We start from the raw sequence: 20,736 nt of genomic DNA, 5'->3' as shown, positions 1-20,736 counted from the left end.
TATAGTGACCGAAGCGAGGGGGCGCTGTATTCCCTGGGGCGGGGACCCCCCGGGGGTTCCGGATCCAGGTCCCCGTACCAGGAGGACGGATCATGACCGCGGTGCGTGAGGGGCTCCCCGACGGACGCTACGGCCGCTCCGCGGACCAGCGCGCGGACCGCAAGCTCAAGATCATCGGCGCGGTGCTCGGCGCCGCGCTGCTGGGCGTGATCGGCTGGTCCGGCGTCTCCTACATCGCCGACCAGGACCTCAGTGGCCGGGTGATCGCCTGGGATGCGGTCTCCGACCACGCGGTCAAGGTGCACCTGGAAATCATCAAGGGCACCGACGACAAGGGCGTGTGCACCCTCCGCTCGCAGGCCGACGACGGCTCCGAGGTGGGCCGCAAGGACGTCACCGTCGACCAGCGCACCGGCCAGGTGGACACCGTGGTCACGGTGCGCACCACGAAGCGGGCGACCAACGCCGTGCTGGTCGGCTGTACGGCGTCCGGCCGCGGTTGACCCGCGCGCCCCGTTGCGCAACCCCCGGGTGGTCACCCCTAGGATGCGAGAGACCACGGAGCGTGTCGTGACCGCCTCTGATCAGCGGTGATGCGTTCCTGAGCGGGGACTGTGAATTTCCTCTTCCCCGATTTGTGCCGGAATTGTTAGGCTCGTGGTTTCGCCCACCTGTGAAGGCGCAAACCTTCCTGGTAGGGCGTTTGATTTATCCCCAGTACCGACGAGGAGCACCTGTGACCCAGACCAGCGAGAACGTCACCTGGCTGACCCAGGAGGCGTATGACCAGCTCAAGGCCGAGCTGGAGCACCTGTCTGGTCCCGCACGCGCCGAGATCACCGAGAAGATCGCGGCGGCCCGCGAGGAAGGTGACCTGAAGGAGAACGCCGGGTACCACGCGGCCAAGGAGGAGCAGGGCAAGCAGGAGGCCCGCGTCCGCCAGCTGAAGCAGCTGCTGGAGACCGCGAAGGTCGGCGAGGCCCCCGCGGCCAACGGCGTCGTCGCCCCCGGCATGGTCGTCACCATCGCGTTCGACGGGGACCCGGACGACACCCTTGAGTTCCTCCTCGCCTCGCGGGAGTACGCGAGCTCGGACATCGAGACCTACTCCCCGCAGTCGCCGCTGGGCACCGGCGTCAACGGCAAGAAGATCGGCGCCGACGCCGAGTACGAGCTCCCCAACGGCAAGAAGGCGAGCGTCAAGATCCTCGACGCCAAGCCGTACTCGGGCTGAGGCCCACAGGGACCGGGGCCCAGGCCCCGCAGCCGCACCACGGCGGGCGGCCCGGAGCGCAGTGCTCCGGGCCGCCCGCCGTTGCCGTCCCGGGCGCTGCCCCAGGGTGGCGTCCCGGGCGCCGTACGGCGTCGGGGCGGGCTCTCAGGTGGTGGCCGACCGGTACTTGCGGACCGCCAGTGTCCGGAAGGCCGCGATGATCAGCACCGACCAGATCACCGAGGCGATCACCGGGTGCTCCATCGGCCAGGCGCCGGTCACCGACTTGGGCACCCTGCCGATGGTGTTCCCGAACAGCTCCCGGGAGGCGGCCACGGTCGCGCTGAACGGGTTCCACTCGGCGACGTACTGGAGGAAGGTCGGCATGCCGTCGACCGGGACGAAGGCGTTGGAGATGAAGGTCAGCGGGAAGAGCCAGATCAGCCCGCCGGAGGTGGCCGCCTCGGGCGTCTGCACCGAGAGCCCGATCAGCGCGCCGATCCAGGAGAAGGCGTAGCCGAGCAGGAGCAGCAGCGCGAAGCCGGCGAGCACCTCGGCGAGGTTCTCGTGGGTCCGCCAGCCGATCAGCAGCGCGACGACCGCGAGCACCACCAGCGTCAGCGCGGTCTGCACCAGGTCGGCCAGGGTCCGCCCGGTCAGGACCGCACCCCGCGACATCGGCAGCGAGCGGAACCGATCGATGAGCCCCTTGTGCATGTCGTCGGCGATGCCCGCGCCGGCGCCCGCGGTGGCGAAGGTGACGGTCTGCGCGAAGATCCCCGCCATCAGGAACTCTCGGTAGGCCTGGGCGTCACCGACCGGGGCACCGGGGATGTTGATCGAGCCGCCGAAGACGTAGGTGAACAGCACCACGAACATGATCGGCTGGATCAACCCGAAGATCACCACTTCGGGGATCCGCAGCATCCGGATCAGGTTGCGCTCGGCGACGACCAGCGAGTCCCGTACGGAGCGGGCCAGGCCGCTGCGGTCCTGCGGGGTCGGGGCGGTGGTGCGGGCGGTGTCGGTCAGCGCGGTCACTGCACGCCCTCCTTCTGGCGGCCGATGCCGGTGCTGCTGGCGCCGGCATCGGCGCCGGAACCGGGCGCGGCGCCGTTCGCGCCGTTCCCCTCCGCCTCGGCGGTGTGCCCGGTCAGTGCGATGAAGACGTCGTCGAGAGTGGGGCGGCGCAGGCCGATGTCGTCGATCTCCACGCCCCGGACGTCCAGTTCGCGGATGACCTCGGCGAGCAGCTTGGCGCCACCGGCCACCGGGATGGTGAGCTTGCGGGTGTGCGGTTCGACGGTGCTCTCGCCCTTGGCGAAGCCGCGCAGGACCTCGTCGGCGACGGTGAGGTGCTCGGGCGCGTGCACCACGACCTCGACGCGCTCCCCGCCGGTGCGGGCCTTGAGCTGGTCGGAGGTGCCCCGGGCGATGACCTTGCCGTGGTCCACCACGCAGATGTCGTGGGCGAGCCGGTCGGCCTCCTCCAGGTACTGGGTGGTGAGCAGCAGCGTCGTACCGCCCGCGACCAGTTCCTGGATCACGTCCCAGAGCGCCTGGCGGTTGCGCGGGTCCAGGCCGGTGGTCGGCTCGTCCATGAACATTACGGGCGGGCTGACGACCAGCGCGGCGGCAAGGTCGAGCCGGCGGCGCATCCCGCCGGAGTAGGTCTTGGCGGTGCGGTCGGCGGCGTCGCCCAGGTGGAAGCGCTCCAGCAGTTCGACGGCCCGGCGCTTGGCGTCGCGACCGGTCATCTGGTAGAGCTGGCCGACCATCTTCAGGTTCTCGCGGCCGGTCAAGTACTCGTCCACGGCGGCGAATTGGCCGGAGAGTCCGATCGAGCGGCGCACCTTGTCGGGGTGGGCGAGGACATCGATCCCGGCGACCTGCGCGGTGCCGCGGTCGGGCCGGAGCAGGGTCGTCAGGACCCGCACGGCGGTGGTCTTGCCGGCACCGTTGGGGCCGAGCATTCCGAGGACGGTTCCTTCGGGAACGTCGAGGTCGACGCCGTCCAGTGCCCTCACGTCACCGAAGGTCTTCACCAGGCCTTCGGCGTAAATGGCGCCTGGCATAGGGGTTCTCCCAAGGTCGGGTCAGTTCCAGGTCGAATATTACGTTTGGCGGTCTACGCCTGCTCTGTGGGCAATTGCCCGCAACGGAATGCCACGACCGACCGCCCCTAGGCGATCGCCGGCCCCCCGCAACCGGGGATGCTACTCCCAAACGCGATACATCGCGATACAAATGCCGGGACTGCCCCGCGCATGCCGCAGAGGGCCCCCGCCGACCTGCGGAAGCCCTCCTCGAACGCGATAAGAATCCGCCGGCCCCCGCCGTCCGGGGCCGGCCGCCCGCCGTCACTCGGCCACGACGTACCCCGCGTCGGCCAGCGCCGTCCGCACCTCGTCGCAGTGCACCGGCCCCTGGGTCTCCAGGTGCAGCTCCACCTCCACCTCGGTGAGCCCCAGCCGCGGATCCGTCCGTACGTGCCCGATGTCCAGGACGTTCGCGTCGACCCGCGTGAGCACCCCGAGCATCGTCTCCAGCGCCCCCGGCCGGTCCGTCAGCCGCAGCCGCAGCGAGAGGTAGCGGCCCCCGGCAGCCATCCCGAACCGCAGGATGCGCTGCAGCAGCAGCGGGTCGACATTGCCCCCGGACAGCACCGCCACCACCGGGCCCTCGAAGGACTCCGGGCGGGCCAGCAGCGCCGCCACCGGACTCGCCCCGGCCGGCTCCACCACCAGCTTCGCCCGCTCCAGACAGAGCAGCAGCGCGCTGGAGAGCTGGTCCTCGGTGACCGTCCGGACCTCGTCCACCAGCTCCCGGACGACCTCGAACGTCACCTCGCCCGGCCGCCCGACCTTGATGCCGTCCGCCATCGTCGACAGCCTCTCCACCGCCACCGGACGCCCGGCCGCCAGCGACGGCGGATAGCAGGCCGCGCCCGCCGCCTGCACCCCGATGACCCTCACATCCGGCCGCAGCGCCTTGACCGCCAGCGCGAGACCCGCCGCCAGCCCGCCCCCGCCGATCCCGACGACGATGCTGCGCACCTCCGGGCACTGTTCGAGGATCTCCAGGCCGACCGTGCCCTGCCCGGCGATGATGTCGCGGTGGTCGAAGGGGTGGATGAACACCGCGCCGGTCTGGTGCGCGTACTCCTGGGCGGCGGCCAGCGTCTCGTCGACCACCTGGCCCTCCAGCCGCACCTCCGCGCCGTACTCCCGTGTCGCGGCGACCTTCGGCAGCGGGGCGCCGACCGGCATGAAGACCGTGGAGCGCACCCCCAGCAGGGACGCCGCCAGGGCCACGCCCTGCGCGTGGTTGCCCGCGCTCGCGGCCACCACCCCGGCCGCCCGCTCCTGTGCCGACAGCCCGGCGATCCGCACATAGGCACCGCGGATCTTGAACGAGCCGGTCCGCTGGAGGTTCTCGCACTTGAGGTGCACCGGCGCACCGACCAACCCGGACAGATAGCGGCTGCCCTCCATGGCGGTGGCCCGGGCGACACCCGAGAGCATCTTGTGCGCCGCGCGGATGTCATCGACGGTGACCGGACCGGCGGCTAGCGGAGCACCACCGCCGCGTGCGGAGGCAGCGGTTCCGTGCGACGTACGCGGCGAATGAGCAGCCATGCCGCCAGTCTCGCAGTTCGTCCGGGCGCGGGCTCGCCCGGCCGCGCGCACCCCGGGGTTACGGGGCGTTATCGGAATGTGCAGCGCGGGTTCGCTCCCCGCCGGGTCCGCGTACGCTGTCCTCCCATCCGTACGCACTTCCACCGAAGCGAGCTCCCGGCCATGCCCACCTCTTCGGACATGACGACCCACACCGACCCCGCTCTCCTCGACGCGCTGCAGCACCAAGTGGCCGTCTTCGCCCGCCGCGCAGAACAGAGCCGGCTCGGCGGCGTCGGGCAGGCGCGCAACTCCATGGACCGCGCCGCCTATCTGCTCCTCAACCGCCTCGACCAGGAAGGCCCGATGGGCGTCAAGGCCCTGGCCGCCGGTATGGGCATCGACTCCTCGACGGTCACCCGCCAGGTCGCCCCGCTGGTGGACTCCGGGCTGGTCAGCCGCGCCACCCACCCCGAGGACGGCCGGGCGGTGGTGCTGCAGCTGTCCGAGCGCGGGCACACCCGGCTCGACGAGGTACGCGCCTCCCGCCGGGAGCTGATGGCGCTGGTGACGCAGGAGTGGTCCGAGGAGGAGCGCACGGCCTTCACCACGCTCCTGACGCGCTTCAACTCCGCGCTGTGCGACGTCACCTCGTCCCTGGCCCCGGCCGGCCCGACCTCCTGACGCCCCGCCCCACCAGGGCCGCACCGCCGACTCCTGTCACACCCCTTGACCGGGTGGCCGCGCTGCCGTGCCATAGGAGCCCAGAGGTCGGGTGTCACTCCGGGAGGCACGGTGCGAGAGCGGCGGCCGGAGCGGCAGCGCCGCCGCGCCCAGGAGTTCGAGTCCTTCGTGGCGGGCGCGGCGGGCCGGCTGCTGGGTGCCGCCGCCCTGCTGACCGGTGAGCCGCCGTCCCGTCCCGCCCCGGCCGCCGAGGAGTTGCTGACCCACGCGCTGGCAAGGACGTACGCCGCCTGGGACCGGCTGCACGGTCAGGACCCCTACGCGCACACCCGCCGGGAGCTGACGGTCCGCTTCGCCCGCACGGCCCGGCGGCACCGCCGGCCCCGGGGCGGGCCGCTGGACCGGCTCTCGCCACAGGAGCGGCTGGTCGTGGTGTTGCGGCTGCACGAGGACCTCGCCGAGGAGCAGACCGCGGCGCAGCTGGGCCTGCCCACCGAGCGGGTGCGCACACTGTCCCTGCGCGCGCTCGCCGAGCTGCGCAGCCGCCGCCCGGCCCTGGAACCCGGGCGGGACGCCGCACCGGCTCCCGGGCCGCCGCAGGGCCAGGAGCCACGGCTCGGCCACGAAGCGCGGCCCGACCAGGAAGCGCGGCCCGGCCAGGAGCCTCGGCCCGGCCCGGCACCGGCGGCCCCATGAGCCCGCCCGCCACGCCCCCGCCGCCCGAGATGAGCCCGTACGCCCCGGGCCCGTACGACCCGGGTCTGCGTGGCCCGGGCGTCCCCGACCGCAAGGAGACCGAGGTCCGGCGGCTGCTGGCCGGGCCGCGCCCACCGCTGCCGCCCGACCTGGCCGCCCGGGCCGCCTACCGGGGCCGCCGCCTCCTGGCCCGCCGCCGGCTGCTGCGCCGCCTCGGCCTGCTGCTGGCACTCCTGGTGCTGGCGGGCCTGCTGGGACCGGCCGCACGGGCGGCGCTGACCCGGGAGCCGGCCGGCCCGCCCCGGTCGCCCGGACTGCCGACGACCCACACCACCCGCCCGTGGACGGGCGCCGAACCGAACGGCTGACACCCCCGTACCGGCACGTCGGCCGTACGGGCGTGTCAGCCGTAGGGAGGTGGCAGCCGTCGGGGCGTCAGCCGCAGCAGGCATCAGCCATAGCCGGCGTCAGCCGTACCGCGATCTCAGCCGAGCGCCTGCGTGAGGTCGGCCAGCAGGTCCTCGGCGGACTCGATGCCCACCGACAGGCGCACCAGGTCGCCGGGGACCTCCAGCGCGGAACCGGCCGTCGAGGCGTGGGTCATCCGGCCCGGGTGCTCGATCAGCGACTCCACCCCGCCCAGCGACTCGCCGAGGGTGAACAGCCGGGCCCGGTTGCAGACCTCGACCGCCGCCTGCTCCCCGCCCGCGACCTGGAACGACACCATGCCGCCGAAGGCGCGCATCTGCTTGGCGGCTACCTCGTGGCCGGGGTGTTCGGCCAGCCCCGGGTAGTAAACCCGGGTCACCTTCTTGTGCGAGGTCAGCAGCTCCGCGACCCGCGCCGCGTTGGCGCTGTGCCGGTCCATGCGGACGGCCAGCGTCTTGATGCCGCGCATCACCAGCCAGGCGTCAAAGGGCCCGGCGACCGCACCCATCGCATTCTGGTGGTAGGCGAGTTCCTCGCCGAGGGCGTCGTCGTTGACGACCAGGGCGCCGCCGACCACGTCGGAGTGGCCGCCCATGTACTTGGTCGTGGAGTAGACGACCACGTCCGCGCCCAGGGCGAGCGGCTGCTGGAGGTAGGGGCTGGCGAAGGTGTTGTCGACGACGAGCCGGGCGCCCGCGTCCCGCGCGACGTCGGCCAGCGCGGCGATGTCGCTGATGCCGAGCAGCGGGTTGCTGGGCGTCTCCACCCAGATCACCTTCGTACGGGGCCGCACCGCCGCGCGGACGGCCTGCGGGTCGGAGGTGTCGGCCACCGACCACTCCACGCCCCACCGCTCGACGACCTTGGAGAAGAGCCGGAACGTTCCGCCGTAGGCGTCGTTCGGGATGACGACGTGGTCGCCGGGGGCGAGCAGGGCCCGCAGCAGGCAGTCCTCGGCGGCGAGGCCGGAGGCGAAGGCCAGGCCGCGGCGGCCGCCGTCGAGGGCCGCGAGGTTCTCTTCCAGGGCGGTACGGGTCGGGTTGGCGCTGCGGCTGTACTCGTAGCCGCCGCGCAGCCCACCCACCCCGTCCTGCTTGTAGGTGGACACCTGGTAGATGGGCGGCACCACAGCGCCAGTGGCCTGATCGGGCTCCTGGCCTGCGTGAATGGCAAGGGTCTCAAAATGCTGGTCGCGCTGATCGCTCATGCCTACCGAGGGTAGCCGCCCCCGCAACCGGCCTTCCCGGAACTTTCTGGTTCGCTGGATAGTGGAAACATACGAGGCACCGCTCACCGGTGCCGCTCCGCGCCACCCGCACCCCACCGCCGCCACCCGCACCGTTACAGCTACAGGACAGCCCACATGGACGCTCTGCTGGTTCTCCTCGCCGGGCTCGCGCTCGGCGGCCTCGTCTTCCTGCCCTGGATGCGGCGCCGACGGGCCCTCCAGCACACCCGGCAGGGCCTGGTGGTGGCCGCCGACCCGATGGCGGGTTACGGCTTCGTCCCCATGGAGGAGCTCGATGTCCGCCTGCCGGGCCCCGACCAGGAGCTGGAGGAGGCGCTGGCCGAGGTGCGGCGCACCCACGACTGGCGCCCGGCGGCCGCGCTGCTGAAGGCCACCGGCGAGGACGACGAGCGCCGCTGGCAGCGGGTGCAGTCGCTGGCCGGCTCGGCCGCGTTCGAGCTGGCCGAGGGCGGCATGGCGCAGGACGGCGCCCGGACCGGCGGCATCTGGCTGCGCACCTGGCGCGCGGAGGCCCCCAAGGACCCCGGCGGCGCCCAGACCCACGCCCAGTTCCTGGTCCTCCAGGCGCTGCGCGACCCCGGCTCGCAGGACTTCCGGATGATCCTCGAAGAGGCCCGTACGGTCTGCCGGGAGGCCGGGCTGCTGGCCCCCGGCAGCCCCCTCCCGTACATCATCGAGCTGGCCGTCTTCCGGGGCCTGGGCGAGCGGGAGGCGGACTACGAGGAGCTGTGGAGCAAGGTCGTCCAGCGCGCCCCGCACCACATGGGCGCCCACCTCGCCGCGCTCCCGTACTGGTCCGAGAAGTGGCACGGCTCCCGCAAGCAATCCGAGGCCTTCGCCGAGCGCGCCGCCGCCACCGCCCCCGCCACGACCCTGCTGCCGGCCCTGCCCCTCTTCGCGGTCTACGAGCACCTCCCCGAGGCCAACATGGTCCGCAGCCTCTACCAGAGCGCGGTCGTCGAGCGCGCCATCGAGGGCGCCCACTTCGCCCTCAGCGAGGCCCCCGCCGACCACCCCATGGCCCCGCACGTCCGCCACCTGCTCGTCTGGTTCCTGGTCCGCGCCGAGCGCTACGCCGAGGCCATGGAGCAGCTCCGCCACGTCGACGGCCATGTCGGCGCCGTCCCGTGGTCCTACGGCCGCCGCCCCGCCGCCGAATACGCCGCCTACCGCGCCCTGGCCATCTCCGGCTGGGAACAACTCGGCGGCACGGCGGCGGATTTCCCACCGGCGGGAAACTAAGGGCCGTCCCGGGGGAAGCGGCGCCGACGGGAAAGCCGGTGTATTCGCCTTCGCCGACGCCGCCACCCGCCGACTGTCAGTGGCCCCGTGCGACTGTCAGTGGCCCCGTGCATCATCGACCACATGACACAGAGCACCGTTGACCCGCTGCACGCCCTCGCCCACGCGCACCTTCCCGGCGACATCGCCGAGCGGTGGATCGGCCTGCTGCGGCCGAGCCTGCGCCTGGAGAAGGCCGCGGATCCCGGTACCGCCCAGGTGGTCGGCCGGCTCGGCGGCCTACCGGAGCTGCCCGAGGACGAGGAGTGGCCCACCTGGGAGGGACACGGCCCGCTCACCTTCGTCGCCTCCTTCGACTGCGCCGAACTCCCCTCCGCCGCCCTCGACATCGCCCTCCCGGCCGACGGCACGCTGGCCTTCTTCTACTTCGACGGGCAGCTCGACGACGGCACCGCACTGGTCATGCCGGACGAGCCGGACACCTGGGCCGGCGCCCGGGTGCTGTACATACCCGCGGACGTCCCCGTCACGGCCCGTGCGACGCCCGAGGGAATCGAGCCGTACCCCGAGGTGTCGTTGACCGTACGCCTGGAGACAACCGCCCCGTACCACTGGCACCCCGCGGTCCAGCGGGAGTTCGCGTCGGCGCCGGACGACCACCCGGTGTGGGGCGACGCATTCCAGGAGGCCCTGTGGGACCACTCAAGGGGCACCGAACACCGCCTCGGCGGACATGCGAACCCCGTACAGGACGCAGTGGAGTTCGAGGTAGCCCGCGGCGCCTTGGACAGCCCGCCGTGGGACGACCCCCGCATCAAGGAGGAGGCCCTCCGCTGGGCCCTGCTCGCCCAGATCGACACGGACAACGACGCCGACATGATGTGGGGCGACGCCGGCGCCCTCTACTGGCTCATACGCCCCGAGGACCTGGCCGAACGCCGCTTTGACCGCACGATGTTCACCTGGCAGTGCGGCTGACGGGAAGCACCCGGGCGCGCCATGCCAAGGCTCCCACAACGGGCGCGAGCACCACGAAGCCGCTGCGCCGCGCCTGCCTCAGGAGACCCGAAAACCCTCCACGCCCACTCCTCGCCGATTACACAACCGAACCCCACCCCAAAACACCGACACCCACCAAATAAAAGGCCCTAAACCCCAAACCAGAAACAATCACAAGAGAAACCCCTCAATCAACAAACAAACGGCCCCCCTCTCGCACTCCCCCGAGGCAAGACCCCACCCACCCCTTGGGACCGGCCACCCCTTGGGACCGGCCACCCCTTGGGACCGGCCACCCCTTGCGACCGGCCACCCCTTGCGACCGGCCACCCGGGCCGGAATACCCCCCACCCTCACAACGTTCCCGCCAGTACAACGCGGAGCGCCACCTCTCCACCCACGCCCACCCAGCCCCCAGCCCGACGACTCAGACCGGCCCAGTCCAGCCAAGCCCAGTCCAGCAAAGCCCAGCCCAGCCCAGGAGCCTGATCGCCATGCTCTTCTCCCGCTTCAAGACCCACCTCCCCACCCCGGAGGAGGCGCTCGCAGGCCGCCCCGAGCCGGCCTTCGCGGTCCCGGGCCGGCACACCGTCCTGGGTAACCCGCTGCTGGGCCCGTACCCGGACGGCTTGGAGACCGCCGACTTCGGCCTGGGCTGCTTCTGGGGCGCCGAGCGGAAGTTCTGGCAGACCGAGGGCGTCTGGACCACCCTGGTCGGCTACCAGGGCGGCCACACCCCGCACCCCACCTACGAAGAGGTCTGCAGCGGCCACACCGGCCACACCGAAGCCGTCCGCGTCGTCTTCGACCCCAAGGTCGTCTCGTACGGCACCCTGCTGAAGCTCTTCTGGGAGTCCCACGACCCCACCCAGGGCTTCCGCCAGGGCAACGACGTCGGCACCCAGTACCGCTCGGCGATCTACACCCACTCCCCCGCCCAGCAGCAGGCCGCCGAGGCCTCCCGCGACGCCTACCGCACCGTCCTCCAGAACTCCGGCTACGCCGACATCACCACCGAAATCCTCCCCGCCGACACCCGCCCCTTCTATCCGGCGGAGGGCTACCACCAGCAGTACCTGGACAAAAACCCGGCGGGGTACTGCGGGATCGGAGGGACGGGGGTCAAGCTAAGTGCCCCGTCGGAGACGAACTGGGGAAGGTCCTGCCCGACGGGCATCGCGCCCGCCCCGGAGGTCACGGAGCAGTAGAACGCTCCCGCCGAGTCGGTTCAGGCGCGGGTAGCCACAATGCCTCTCCCTCACTCGTTCGAGCGGAGGGAGAGCACTTGTGCCGGATACGCTGACGCACGGGATGAGAATCACGCCCATGGGAGTAGCCATGCCCCCCTCCGCCGCTGGGCAGCCACTCATTCCCCAGCCCCCCGCCACGGTGGCCACACTGCGGCAGGCGATCAGTCAGATCGCTCCCGCAACGCTGCCGGCCTTCACACGGTAGTTGGACCAAGCGGCCGACCAGTCCCGGCAGGGCTCCGACCTGGCACCGCTCCAGCGGTTCATCGCCCAGTGGGCCGCCTACGTCCACATTCAGCGTCAGCCCGACGCGGCAGCGGACCTCCGCCGGTGGGAGAACGCCGCCGAATCGGGCGACGCGGCTCAGGCACGGCAGGCCGCCTCCGAGAGCGGCCGGATCCTGGACGAAGCCCACGCCGCCATCGGCCTCCCGGCCCGGTGAGCGCTGCTGACTGGCGCTACGTGGGGCTACTTGGCACGCGAGCCCCGTAGGGACCGGGATTTCCTACCCCGTCGGCGTGGCTCCCGCGGATCCCTGATCACACGGTCGCTGGCCCACCCGGGGACCGCTGCGGCACGTGCTTGACGCGGTCAGCTGCCGCCGCGCGGTGCGCCGTACCAACGCCAGTCCGTCCGGCGGGGGCGATCGGGCGTTTCGAGGCGGCCGGTAGCCCACAGCAGGGTCGACCACGGAGTATCGCTGTGGGGTACGTCGGGGAAGAGGCGGGTAAGAGCGCGCTCGCACAAGTCCTGCGGGGGCTCGCACGCGCGGTGCACGCCCTGAGCGATGTCGTGGGTGTGCACGAGGGTCTCGACAACGCCCATCGCCGCGAATCCCTCCGGGTCGGAGGCGCCGAAGACATGCGGGGCCAAGGCGGTAGGAGCTGCGGCATCGACGGCGGCTGCGAGCAGTCCGCCGCAAGCCGTCACCACGGCCAGGAGTCCCTCGGGCCCTGCCTCCTCGTCGCCGAAGATGACATTGGCCGGCCCGTGGGGACGGTCACGGGAGACGCGCAGTGGCACGCGTGGCACGTCCATCGGCTGCGCGAGACCGAACCGCAGTGCGTAGGTGAGCAGATCGTCCGCGAGGTGTTCCAGGGTCTCCCAGCATGTCCACTCCAGGCTGCCGGCCCTGCCCTGCCATTGGGCGGCGGGGACGCCGGTGAGGGTATCGACGCAGTGGGCGACGGCTTGGCGCACATGGCTCCCGCTCACCAGCACGTGCGGTTCGACGGACTGTGACATGCGCGAAGCCTACAAGGCCGGGCCGACAGCGCCCCAGGGCCCCGACCCCCGCTGCGACCTGCGCAACTCGTGTGCGCAGACGGCTCGTTGGCCGGCTCGGCACTACCACTCCTCGCCGATCGGGGGCTGACGCCGGCGGTACCTGGACAAGAACCCGGCAGGGCGCTGCGGCATCCGCGGGACGGGGGTGGGCTGTCCAGTGGGCGCGGCTCCGGCCGGGGGCGACTGACGCTCCACGAAGTAGCGCCCTAAAAGAAGTTGAACGATACGTCTCGTCTTGTTTAGCGTGAGGGCATGACCAACCAAGAGCGCGACAAGCGCGCCCATATCGCCATGTTCTCCATCGCCGCCTACGGGCATGTGAACCCGAGCCTCGAAGTGATCCGGGAGCTCGTCGCCCGAGGGCACCGCGTCACGTACGCCATTCCTCCCCGTTTAAAGGAGGAGGTCGCCGAGACCGGTGCCGAGCCGGTCCTCTACCGCACGACGCTGCCGTCGCCCGACAGCGACCCATCGGCGTGGGGGACCACGCTCCTCGACAACGTCGAGCCGTTCCTGGACGACGCAATCCAGGCACTGCCGCAGCTCATCGAGGCGTATCAAGGGGACGAGCCGGACCTCGTACTGCACGACATCACCTCGTACCCGGCACGCGTCCTTGCGCACCGCTGGGGCGTACCCGCGATCTCCCTCTCACCGAACCTCGTCGCGTGGGAGGGGTACGAGGAGGAGGTTGCCGAGCCGACGTGGGCAGAGCCCAGGGCGACCCCGCGCGGCAGGGCGTACTACGAGAAGTTCACCAACTGGCTTGCGGAGAACGGGATCACGCAGCACCCCGACCCCTTCGTCGGTCGCCCCGGCCGGTCGATCGTGCTCATCCCCAAGGCGCTGCAGCCGCACGCCGACCGGGTCGACGAGAACGTCCACTCCTTCGTCGGCGCCTGCCAGGGCGACCGCACGGCACAGGGCGACTGGGAGCGGCCCACCGGCGCCGAGCGTGTGCTGCTCGTCTCGCTCGGCTCGTCCTTCACCAAGCAGCCCGATTTCTACCGCGAGTGCGTCAAGGCGTTCGGCGACCTGCCGGGCTGGCACGTCGTGCTTCAGGTGGGTAAGCACGTCACCGCCGACGAGCTCGGGGAGGTCCCCGGGAACGTCGAAGTACACCCATGGGTACCGCAGTTGGCGATCCTGAAGAATGCTGACGCCTTCATCACGCACGCCGGCGCAGGGGGCAGCCAGGAGGGTCTGGCCACCGCCACTCCCATGGTGGCCGTCCCGCAGGCCGTCGACCAGTTCGGCAACGCGGACATGCTCCAGGGGCTCGGCGTGGCCCGCCACGTCCCGATGGACCAGGCGGACGCCGCCACCCTCCGCACGGCAGTGCTCTCGCTCGTCGACGACCCGGAAGTGGGACGCCGTCTGACGGCCATCCAACGGGAGATGGCCAGCGAGGGTGGCACCCGACGAGCGGCCGACCTCATCGAGGCCGAATTGCCCGCCGGGTAAGCGGCACCAGCAGCACCCTTCGGACACCTGTCAGCCGGGCGGGTAGTGCCGCTGTCCCTGGCCCGGTCATTGACGGAGTCGTGGCCGCGGCCTCGTTCAACGTCGACGACGGGATGCAGGCGGCGGGCGTGCTGTTGTTCGTCGCCGAGGGCCCTCTCGTGCCTTGAGCTCCACTCGGTCCTGGACACCCCGATCGCCGCGTGGCCGGACCCACGCCTCTGGATATCGACCAATGGCGGCATGCGGGTGGCGGCTTCCGAACCCCTCCGAGTCGGTCCTCGGCCTCGGCTCATCCCGGGCGCCCTGACGGCGACGTTTGCCCCGGCCGGTAGGGCGGGCTGCGTCGCAGGGACGCCGCCGGCGGCTGGTTCTGCTTCCTGGTGGCACCGCGTGCCCCACCGTTGTCGTCCGTATCGTGCCACCGTTCGACGCTCTGTAGCCGTCACCGCTGAGGCGTGGCCGCCGCACCCGCCGGCCCCGTCCCTCAGCCGCCGCCGACGGATGCGCTCCCGGGGACCGGTGCCGTGAGGGGGGCTGTGCTGTCGAGGTAGATCACTAGCGTCTGTTCCGGGTGTTCGGCCAGGTGGAAGGCGGTGTAGGCGTAGTCGACCGGGCCGCGTTGCGGGTGTCGGAGGCGTTTTCGTCCGCTGTGGCGGGCCTGTACCTCGTGCTGGGGCCACCAAGTGCGGGCTTCCGGGCTGCCCTCGTGGAGGTCGTCGATCAGCCGGGCGTACCGGGGGTCGGCGGGGTAGCGGCCGGCCAGTGCGCGGAGCCGGGCGAGCAGGCCGCGGGCCTCGGGTTCCCAGTCGACCAGGACGTCCCGGGCCGCCGGTTCGAGGAACACCCAGCGGACGAGGTTCGGCGGCCGGTCGGTCGCCGTGGTGAGGTTCGGGAACAACTGGTCGGCCGCCTCGTTGTGGCTGAGCACGTCGTAGGTGCCGCCGATGAGGTACGCCGGGTGCGGCTGGAGCAGGAGGGGGACGGCTGCCGCTTCCGCGGTGAGCGGCTCGGTCTCCTGGGCCTCGGCGGCCGGCGCGTGGCCGGCGAGCCTGCGGAGGTGGTCGCGTTCGTACCGGTCGAGCCGCAGCACCGAGGCGAGGGAGTCGAGTACTTGCTCGGACGCGCGGATCTCCCGGCCCTGCTCCAGGTACGTGTACCAGGTGGCGCTGATGCCGGCGAGCAGCGCGAGTTCCTCCCTGCGGAGGCCGGGCGTCCGGCGCCGGGCGGTGTGGGGCAGGCCGACCTCGTCGGGGGTGATCCGCTCTCTGCGGCTGCGCAGGAAGGCCCCGAGTTCACGGCGTTGGTCCGGTTGCTTCGGCATGGGGCTGGCACCTCTGGTTCCAGAATAAACACGGTCTGTATACCAGGCTGAGTTGGCTACAGGCTGGTGTGCGAGCGGGGGCGGGGTGCGGCCTGGAGTCTCGTACGGCCAGGCCGGTACGCCCCGTACCCGGCGTCTGACCCGGTACGAGGAGGAGAGGGACACGTCATGTCCGGAATCGACGGCAAGGTAGTGGCGATCACGGGGGCCAGCAGCGGCATCGGCGAGGCGACCGCGCTGCTGCTCGCCGAGCGGGGCGCGCAACTCGTCCTGGGCGCACGGCGGTCCGAGCGCCTGGAGGAGCTGGTGGCCGGGATCGAGGCGGCGGGTGGCACGGCCGTACAGGCCCGCACCGACGTGACCCGGCGCGAGGATCTGCACGCCCTGGTCGCGCTGGCCGGTGCGCGCTTCGGGCGGCTCGACGTGCTCGTCAGCAACGCCGGGGTCGGCCCGATCTCGCCGCTCGACGATCTGCGCGTCGACGAGTGGGACGCGATGGTCGACGTCAATGTGAAGGGTGTGCTGCACGGGATCGCTGCCGCACTGCCGGTCTTCCGGGCACAGGGCAGCGGTCAGTTCATCACCACCGCCTCCACGGCCGCCTTCCGCGTCGTACCGGCCATGGCCGTCTACGCCGGCACCAAGTTCGCGGTCCGGGCCCTCTGCGAAGGGCTGCGGCAGGAGGCCGGGGACTCCCTGCGGGTGACCACGGTCTCTCCCGGCGTCACCGACACCGATTTCGCCGAGGCCTCCACGAACGACGACGTCAGGGCAGCGATCGCGGGAATGCGGGACCGTATCGCGATTCCGCCCGAGGCGATTGCCCGCGCCATCGCCTACGCCATCGAGCAGCCGGCGAACGTCGACGTCAGCGAGATCGTGGTCCGGCCGACGGCACAGAGTTGAGCCCGGGGCTCGTCGTCCGGTGGTGGAACGTGAGCAGCGTGTGGGGCGCCGGCGGGGGCCCGCCGGGGAGGGCGGGTGTCGGCATGGGGAAATGGCGTAAGGCGGTGGGTGGTTGGGTCCTACAGTCGGCGCATGGACTGGTTGGAGCGGGTGGGGAGGCTGCGGCAGTGGGCCCGGGGTGGGGTGCGGGCGCCGCACAAGCCGTTGTTGATGCTGTACGCGCTGGGGCGGTTCCGGCGGGATCCCGGTGGGACGATGCGGTATTCGGAGGTCGAGCAGGACCTGCGGGAGCTGCTGGCGGACTACGGGCCGCCGCGTCCGACGTCGCCCGCGTACCCGTTTCACCATCTGGTCAGTGACGGGGTGTGGGAGGTGCGTACGGACTTGGGGGACGGGAGTCCGGGTACCGGGGTGCAGGTGCTGCGGGAGAGCGGTGCGCGGGGGCAGTTGGCCGCGGGGCTGCGGGCCGAGCTGGATGCGGATCCGGCGTTGCTGGGGCGGCTGGCTCGACTGCTGCTGGAGGTGCACTTCCCGCCGTCGCTCCATGACGACCTCGCCGCTGCGGTCGGGCTCGAACTGGAGCCGGACGGCGGGATGCTGGGCGCCGCGGGCCGGGTGCCCGGGCGGCGGCGGGCGGGGGAGCTGCGGCAGCAGGTGCTCGTGGCCTACGAGTACCGGTGCGCGTTCTGCGGGTTCGACGGGGCGATCGGGCGGGTCCCGGTTGGGCTGGAGGCCGCGCATGTGCGGTGGTGGGCCTTCCAGGGGCCGGACGAGGTCGCCAACTGCATGTGTCTGTGCTCCCTGCACCACAAGCTGTTCGACCGTGGGGTGCTGGGGCTGGACGCGGGCCGGCGGATCACGGTCTCCCGGGAGTTCGTGGGCCGGGGTACGGCTGCCCACGGCCAGGTACTGGACCTCTCCGGGCGGGATCTGATCGGGCCGCAGACCGGCAGTGACGGCATCGCCGCGGCGCACATCGCGTGGCACACGGCGCAGGTGTTCCGGGGTGAGCCGCGCGCGGTGGAGTGCTCGGCGGCGGGGTAGTCGTGGGCGGGTGGTCGGCAGCAGGCTGAGGCCGTTGTGGACGGACTGGCAGGTCCAGTAAGGGAGTTGGCCGGTGGTTCTGCCTTGCCGTGCCGTGCCGTGCCGTGCGGGAACGCCGCGGGCCGCTCGGGCCCCTCTTGCCCGGCAGCGCCGTCCCGCCGGGCAGCTCGGTCCGTCCTGACAGCGCAATCCCCCGGCAGCACCCTCCTACCCGGCAGCCCGGCCCCGCCAGGCGGTGTGGCGGGACCGGGCCTCCAGGTCTAGCCGGCGGTCGCCGGGTGCTCCGGGCGGTGGGCCGAGTGGTCGGCGGAGGCGGAGGGTGCGGACGGGTCGGAGGGTGCGGCGGCGAGGCGGCGGCGCTTGAGGACCAGGATGGCGGTGCGGGTGAGGACCATGGCGAGGGACATGAAGACGAAGGCGTTGGCGTAGACGTCCGGGCCGCTGAGCTTGTTGTCGATGCTGAAGCGGACCAGGTCCGCGGCGAACCAGTGCTCAGAGCCGTAGGCGAACAGCACGCGGGCGCTGGAGAGGACGAGCCACAGCAGGGCGTAGCCGAGGCCGCCGGTGGTGTGGACGGCGCCGTCGGCACCCCGGTGGGCGGGCAGCAGGGCACCCGCGACCAGGCCGCAGATGATGCCCACGCCCACGCCCAGGAGCTGGAAGGTCGGGGCGTTCCCGGAGGTCGGGAGGGAGTGCACGAAGAGCGCGATGATCAGCGCAACGGCGATCACGGAACGCATCATCCGCATGGTGGTGACCCGGCGGGTGCCGAGGTCGGTGGCGAGGATAATGACCAGGATGGTGACGCTGGCGATGAGCGCGGTCAGGAAGGGACTCAACTGATTACGGGCCTTCTGGAATCGGTGGTGGGTCGGCCTCGGAGGGCTCTCAACGAACGTATGGCCGCGAGGCATTGGGCGGGTACGACCGACCGGTGGAACCGCTGTCCACCAGTCGGTGGACAAAGCCGCCGCGGCAAGGATCCGCGCGGGGTGAACATGCGCGGGAAGGATCCGCGCGGGGTGAACGTGCGCGGGGAGGATGTGCGCAGTGCACGGTGAGCGGGCGGGGGCTCTCGCAGGGCGGGGGCGCCGCGAGCCGGCAGAGCCTCCCGTGGAACACGAGAGCGACGCGGCGGACGAGAAGGCCGGGGCGCCGGTGCGCTGGCTGGGGTTGTGGGACGCCTACTTCGTGGTCTGCTACCTGGTCACGGCGGGGCTGGTGTTCACCTCCAGCAGCCCGCAGGGCCACCGTGCCCTCGCCCTCGGCGCATTGACGCTGCTCGCGGTCTGGTACGCCGGCCTGGGGCGGCCGTTGCTGAGCGGGCAGAGTGGCAGCCGGAAGGGCGAAAGCGGGCAAGGCGGCGATCGGCCGGGCGGCGGCGGTCGGCGGAACGGTGTGTTCTGTGCGGGGCTGTGCGGGCTCTTCGCACTGGTCGCGTTCGCCGATCCGGCGGGCTCGTTCGCGCTGTTCGGCGTGGTCCCGATGGTGATGATGAGCCTGCCGACCCGGCCGGCCGTGGCGGTCGCGGTACCGGCCAATCTGCTGCCGCTGGTGGCCTGGTGGTGGGCGCGCGGGGCTTCGTCCCCGCCGCCGCTGTTCGCGCTGCTCGCCTCGCTGCTCGGGGTCGCACTGTCGGTGCTGCTCGGGCTGTGGATCAAGCGGGTGGTGCGGCAGAACCGGGAACACGCCGAGCTGATCGAGGAGTTGCGGCGCAACCGCGCGGAGGTCGCCCGGCTGTCGCACCGGGCGGGGGTCGCCGCCGAACGCGAGCGGCTGGCGCGGGAGATCCATGACACCCTCGCCCAGAGCCTGACCAGCGTCATCGGACTCGTACAGGCGGTGGAGGCGGAGGTGGACGGTGCGCCGGGGCTGGACCGCGCCCGGGAACGGCTGGCTCTGGTCGGACGGGTGGCCGGGGACGCGCTGGCCGAGGCCCGGGCGTTCGTGGCCGGCCGGGCGCCCGCACCGCTGCAGGAGAGCTCACCGGCCCAGGCCCTGCGGCGGCAGGCGGAGGCACTGGCCGAGCAGACCGGGCTGCCGGTGCGGTTCGTGGTGGAGGGGGACGAGCGGCCGCTGCCGATGGCGGTCGGGGTCGTCCTGCTGCGGGCGGCACAGGAGACGCTGGCCAACGTGCGCAAGCATGCCGCGGCCGGGCGAGTGGAGGTGGTGCTGCGGTACGCGGACGGGCACGCCGGGCTCGTCGTCACCGACGACGGCCGGGGCTTCGAGGCCGGGGACGGCACGCGGGCGGCGGACGACGCGCGGCCGGAGGGCGGGTTCGGGCTGCGGGGACTGCGGGCGCGGGTGGCGGAGAGCGGTGGGGAGTTGGCCGTGGTCAGCGGACCGGGACAGGGCACCGTCGTGACGGTGCGGATGCCGGCGTGAGGGTGAGGTCACGGGCGTCGGCGTGACAGTACGGGGCGTGTGGAGATGCCCCTACGGAGGCCGGTGCGGAGGCCCGTACAGAGGCCGGTGGAGAGCGCGGAGCACGAGGGCGCGGGAACGGAAGTGGGTACAGGTGCGGGCACGGGAGCGGGAGATGGACGGGGTGCGGGACGGCCGGGACGGGGTGCGGGTCAGGGTGCTGCTGGCCGACGACCACCCCGTCGTCCGCGAGGGCCTGTGCGCCATGCTCGAATCCGACCCGGGGATCGGCGTCGTCGGGCAGGCGGGCAGCGGCGAGGAGGCGGTGGCGCTGGCGGAGCGGCTGGTGCCGGACGTGGTCCTGCTCGATCTGCGGATGGGTGGGATGGACGGGGTCGCGGCGACCGGGCAGATCCTGCGCCGCGTACCGCACAGCCGGGTGGTGATCGTGACGACCTACGAGGACGACGGCGACATCCTGCGCGCGGTGGAGGCGGGCGCGGCCGGCTATCTGCTCAAGGGGAGTTCCCGTGCGGAGCTGATCGATGCGGTGCACTCCGCGGCGCGGGGCGGGACGGTGCTGACGCCGTCGCTGGCCCCCAAGCTGTTCCGGGCCCGGGCCGGGGAGGAGGCGCCGGTGCTGTCCGGCCGGGAGTGCGAGGTGCTGCGGCTGGTCGGCCAGGGCCTGACCAACGCCGAGATCGGGCGGGAGCTGTTCATCGGTGAGGCCACCGTCAAGACGCATCTGCTGCGCGCGTTCAAGAAGCTCGGGGTGTCGGACCGGACGGCGGCGGTGCTCACCGCGCTGGAACGGGGGCTGTTGACATGACGGACGGCCGGGGCGGGCGCCCGGCCGGGGGATGCGCGGCGGCGTCGCAATCGAAACGTTCTGACCTGCGGTGGCTTTGCTGCGTTCACCAGCCGCAACGCTCCAACCAGCGGCCCCAGCACACCATTCGGCAGCCGCA

20 protein-coding genes and 2 pseudogenes are annotated in these 20,736 nt (G+C 72.1%); 15 read left to right on the top strand and 7 right to left on the bottom strand.

The genetic code is table 11. The annotated features are described in order from the left end of the window. Positions 1 to 92: 92 nt before the first annotated feature. A complete protein-coding gene (locus AB0G84_RS02810) occupies positions 93 to 503 on the top strand; it encodes a DUF4307 domain-containing protein (protein WP_361314444.1) in 411 nt (136 codons plus the stop codon). Positions 504 to 736: 233 nt separating this feature from the next. After that, the gene (gene greA / locus AB0G84_RS02805) at positions 737 to 1,234 is read left to right on the top strand and encodes a transcription elongation factor GreA (RefSeq protein ID WP_361314440.1); all 498 of its coding nucleotides are present in this window, start codon (positions 737 to 739) and stop codon (positions 1,232 to 1,234) included. Positions 1,235 to 1,378: 144 nt separating this feature from the next. Here the strand turns inward: greA and AB0G84_RS02800 are convergent, their stop codons facing one another. The 3 genes from AB0G84_RS02800 to ilvA form a co-directional block, all read right to left on the bottom strand. Next, complete coding sequence (locus AB0G84_RS02800; protein WP_361314437.1) at positions 1,379 to 2,254, bottom strand: ABC transporter permease; 876 nt, start codon at positions 2,252 to 2,254, stop codon at positions 1,379 to 1,381. Next, entirely contained in the window at positions 2,251 to 3,288 is a 1,038-nt protein-coding gene (locus tag AB0G84_RS02795) for an ATP-binding cassette domain-containing protein (protein ID WP_361314435.1), read from the bottom strand. Before AB0G84_RS02795 ends, AB0G84_RS02800 begins: the two co-directional genes overlap by 4 nt. A gap of 285 nt (positions 3,289 to 3,573) precedes the next feature. Beyond that, positions 3,574 to 4,851, bottom strand: coding sequence for a threonine ammonia-lyase (gene ilvA / locus AB0G84_RS02790; protein WP_361314433.1), 1,278 nt, complete (start codon positions 4,849 to 4,851; stop codon positions 3,574 to 3,576). A gap of 162 nt (positions 4,852 to 5,013) precedes the next feature. Between ilvA and AB0G84_RS02785 the strand changes: the two genes are divergently transcribed. The 3 genes from AB0G84_RS02785 to AB0G84_RS02775 all read left to right on the top strand — a co-directional run bounded on the left by AB0G84_RS02785 (position 5,014) and on the right by AB0G84_RS02775 (position 6,578). Continuing rightward, positions 5,014 to 5,514, top strand: coding sequence for a MarR family transcriptional regulator (locus AB0G84_RS02785; protein ID WP_361314430.1), 501 nt, complete (start codon positions 5,014 to 5,016; stop codon positions 5,512 to 5,514). A 111-nt stretch (positions 5,515 to 5,625) separates the two neighbouring features. Beyond that, the gene (locus tag AB0G84_RS02780; protein ID WP_361314428.1) at positions 5,626 to 6,210 is read left to right on the top strand and encodes a sigma factor-like helix-turn-helix DNA-binding protein; all 585 of its coding nucleotides are present in this window, start codon (positions 5,626 to 5,628) and stop codon (positions 6,208 to 6,210) included. Continuing rightward, entirely contained in the window at positions 6,207 to 6,578 is a 372-nt protein-coding gene (locus AB0G84_RS02775; RefSeq protein ID WP_361314426.1) for a hypothetical protein, read from the top strand. The genes AB0G84_RS02780 and AB0G84_RS02775 overlap by 4 nt, the downstream gene beginning before the upstream one ends. Before the next feature lie 116 nt (positions 6,579 to 6,694). Here the strand turns inward: AB0G84_RS02775 and AB0G84_RS02770 are convergent, their stop codons facing one another. Then, positions 6,695 to 7,846 (bottom strand): cystathionine gamma-synthase, encoded by a 1,152-nt coding sequence (locus AB0G84_RS02770; RefSeq protein WP_361314424.1) that lies wholly within the window; start codon positions 7,844 to 7,846, stop codon positions 6,695 to 6,697. 156 nt (positions 7,847 to 8,002) lie between these two features. On the opposite strand from AB0G84_RS02770, the gene AB0G84_RS02765 reads away from it, so the two are divergent. The 4 genes and pseudogenes from AB0G84_RS02765 (at position 8,003) to AB0G84_RS02750 (ending at position 11,821) form a co-directional block, all read left to right on the top strand. After that, positions 8,003 to 9,130, top strand: a complete 1,128-nt coding sequence (locus AB0G84_RS02765; RefSeq protein ID WP_361314421.1) for a hypothetical protein — start codon at positions 8,003 to 8,005, stop codon at positions 9,128 to 9,130. 123 nt (positions 9,131 to 9,253) lie between these two features. Then, positions 9,254 to 10,108 (top strand): YwqG family protein, encoded by an 855-nt coding sequence (locus AB0G84_RS02760; protein ID WP_361314419.1) that lies wholly within the window; start codon positions 9,254 to 9,256, stop codon positions 10,106 to 10,108. Positions 10,109 to 10,623: 515 nt separating this feature from the next. Continuing rightward, the gene (gene msrA / locus AB0G84_RS02755) at positions 10,624 to 11,337 is read left to right on the top strand and encodes a peptide-methionine (S)-S-oxide reductase MsrA (RefSeq protein WP_361314417.1); all 714 of its coding nucleotides are present in this window, start codon (positions 10,624 to 10,626) and stop codon (positions 11,335 to 11,337) included. Positions 11,338 to 11,467: 130 nt separating this feature from the next. Beyond that, positions 11,468 to 11,821 (top strand): annotated as a pseudogene (locus tag AB0G84_RS02750) (DUF6247 family protein). A 149-nt stretch (positions 11,822 to 11,970) separates the two neighbouring features. On the opposite strand, the gene AB0G84_RS02745 reads toward AB0G84_RS02750, so the two are convergent. Then, on the bottom strand, positions 11,971 to 12,624 hold the full coding sequence (locus tag AB0G84_RS02745) for a maleylpyruvate isomerase N-terminal domain-containing protein (protein WP_361314415.1): 654 nt from the start codon (positions 12,622 to 12,624) through the stop codon (positions 11,971 to 11,973). A gap of 133 nt (positions 12,625 to 12,757) precedes the next feature. Between AB0G84_RS02745 and AB0G84_RS02740 the strand changes: the two are divergent. After that, positions 12,758 to 12,853 (top strand): annotated as a pseudogene (locus AB0G84_RS02740) (peptide-methionine (S)-S-oxide reductase); the annotation flags it as partial. Positions 12,854 to 12,918: 65 nt separating this feature from the next. Continuing rightward, positions 12,919 to 14,130, top strand: a complete 1,212-nt coding sequence (mgt, locus tag AB0G84_RS02735) for a macrolide-inactivating glycosyltransferase (protein ID WP_361314412.1) — start codon at positions 12,919 to 12,921, stop codon at positions 14,128 to 14,130. A gap of 484 nt (positions 14,131 to 14,614) precedes the next feature. On the opposite strand, the gene AB0G84_RS02730 is transcribed toward mgt, so the two are convergent. Then, complete coding sequence (locus tag AB0G84_RS02730; protein WP_361314410.1) at positions 14,615 to 15,451, bottom strand: helix-turn-helix transcriptional regulator; 837 nt, start codon at positions 15,449 to 15,451, stop codon at positions 14,615 to 14,617. 168 nt (positions 15,452 to 15,619) lie between these two features. Here AB0G84_RS02730 and AB0G84_RS02725 point away from each other — a divergent pair, with 168 nt between their 5' ends. Together AB0G84_RS02725 and AB0G84_RS02720 are read left to right on the top strand one after the other, a co-directional pair. Further along, positions 15,620 to 16,357 carry an SDR family oxidoreductase gene (locus AB0G84_RS02725; RefSeq protein WP_361314407.1) on the top strand — a complete coding sequence of 246 codons (738 nt, stop codon included), beginning with the start codon at positions 15,620 to 15,622 and terminating at the stop codon, positions 16,355 to 16,357. A gap of 132 nt (positions 16,358 to 16,489) precedes the next feature. Continuing rightward, positions 16,490 to 17,401, top strand: coding sequence for a phosphorothioated DNA-binding restriction endonuclease (locus tag AB0G84_RS02720; RefSeq protein ID WP_361314405.1), 912 nt, complete (start codon positions 16,490 to 16,492; stop codon positions 17,399 to 17,401). 260 nt (positions 17,402 to 17,661) lie between these two features. Here the strand turns inward: AB0G84_RS02720 and AB0G84_RS02715 are convergent, their stop codons facing one another. Next, a complete protein-coding gene (locus AB0G84_RS02715; RefSeq protein WP_361314403.1) occupies positions 17,662 to 18,240 on the bottom strand; it encodes a hypothetical protein in 579 nt (192 codons plus the stop codon). A gap of 274 nt (positions 18,241 to 18,514) precedes the next feature. Here AB0G84_RS02715 and AB0G84_RS02710 point away from each other — a divergent pair, with 274 nt between their 5' ends. Continuing rightward, a complete protein-coding gene (locus AB0G84_RS02710) occupies positions 18,515 to 19,789 on the top strand; it encodes a sensor histidine kinase (protein ID WP_361314401.1) in 1,275 nt (424 codons plus the stop codon). A 154-nt stretch (positions 19,790 to 19,943) separates the two neighbouring features. Continuing rightward, a complete protein-coding gene (locus tag AB0G84_RS02705; RefSeq protein ID WP_361314399.1) occupies positions 19,944 to 20,597 on the top strand; it encodes a response regulator transcription factor in 654 nt (217 codons plus the stop codon). Positions 20,598 to 20,736 lie beyond the last annotated feature (139 nt).

Source organism: Streptomyces sp. NPDC020742 (genome assembly GCF_040641675.1).
Classification (GTDB): Bacteria; Actinomycetota; Actinomycetes; order Streptomycetales; family Streptomycetaceae; genus Streptomyces.
The sequence above is the reverse complement of the archived record's forward strand: the minus strand, read 5'-3'. Positions and strand labels throughout refer to the sequence as shown.

Coding starts and splice junctions, on each gene's coding strand:
- AB0G84_RS02810 (WP_361314444.1), top strand. CDS start 93: ATGACCGCGGTGCGTGAGGGGCTCCCCGACGGACGCTACGGCCGCTCC.
- AB0G84_RS02795 (WP_361314435.1), bottom strand. CDS start 3,288: ATGCCAGGCGCCATTTACGCCGAAGGCCTGGTGAAGACCTTCGGTGAC.
- ilvA (WP_361314433.1), bottom strand. CDS start 4,851: ATGGCTGCTCATTCGCCGCGTACGTCGCACGGAACCGCTGCCTCCGCA.
- AB0G84_RS02785 (WP_361314430.1), top strand. CDS start 5,014: ATGCCCACCTCTTCGGACATGACGACCCACACCGACCCCGCTCTCCTC.
- AB0G84_RS02775 (WP_361314426.1), top strand. CDS start 6,207: ATGAGCCCGCCCGCCACGCCCCCGCCGCCCGAGATGAGCCCGTACGCC.
- AB0G84_RS02770 (WP_361314424.1), bottom strand. CDS start 7,846: ATGAGCGATCAGCGCGACCAGCATTTTGAGACCCTTGCCATTCACGCA.
- AB0G84_RS02765 (WP_361314421.1), top strand. CDS start 8,003: ATGGACGCTCTGCTGGTTCTCCTCGCCGGGCTCGCGCTCGGCGGCCTC.
- AB0G84_RS02760 (WP_361314419.1), top strand. CDS start 9,254: ATGACACAGAGCACCGTTGACCCGCTGCACGCCCTCGCCCACGCGCAC.
- msrA (WP_361314417.1), top strand. CDS start 10,624: ATGCTCTTCTCCCGCTTCAAGACCCACCTCCCCACCCCGGAGGAGGCG.
- AB0G84_RS02745 (WP_361314415.1), bottom strand. CDS start 12,624: ATGTCACAGTCCGTCGAACCGCACGTGCTGGTGAGCGGGAGCCATGTG.
- mgt (WP_361314412.1), top strand. CDS start 12,919: ATGACCAACCAAGAGCGCGACAAGCGCGCCCATATCGCCATGTTCTCC.
- AB0G84_RS02730 (WP_361314410.1), bottom strand. CDS start 15,451: ATGCCGAAGCAACCGGACCAACGCCGTGAACTCGGGGCCTTCCTGCGC.
- AB0G84_RS02725 (WP_361314407.1), top strand. CDS start 15,620: ATGTCCGGAATCGACGGCAAGGTAGTGGCGATCACGGGGGCCAGCAGC.
- AB0G84_RS02720 (WP_361314405.1), top strand. CDS start 16,490: ATGGACTGGTTGGAGCGGGTGGGGAGGCTGCGGCAGTGGGCCCGGGGT.
- AB0G84_RS02705 (WP_361314399.1), top strand. CDS start 19,944: ATGGACGGGGTGCGGGACGGCCGGGACGGGGTGCGGGTCAGGGTGCTG.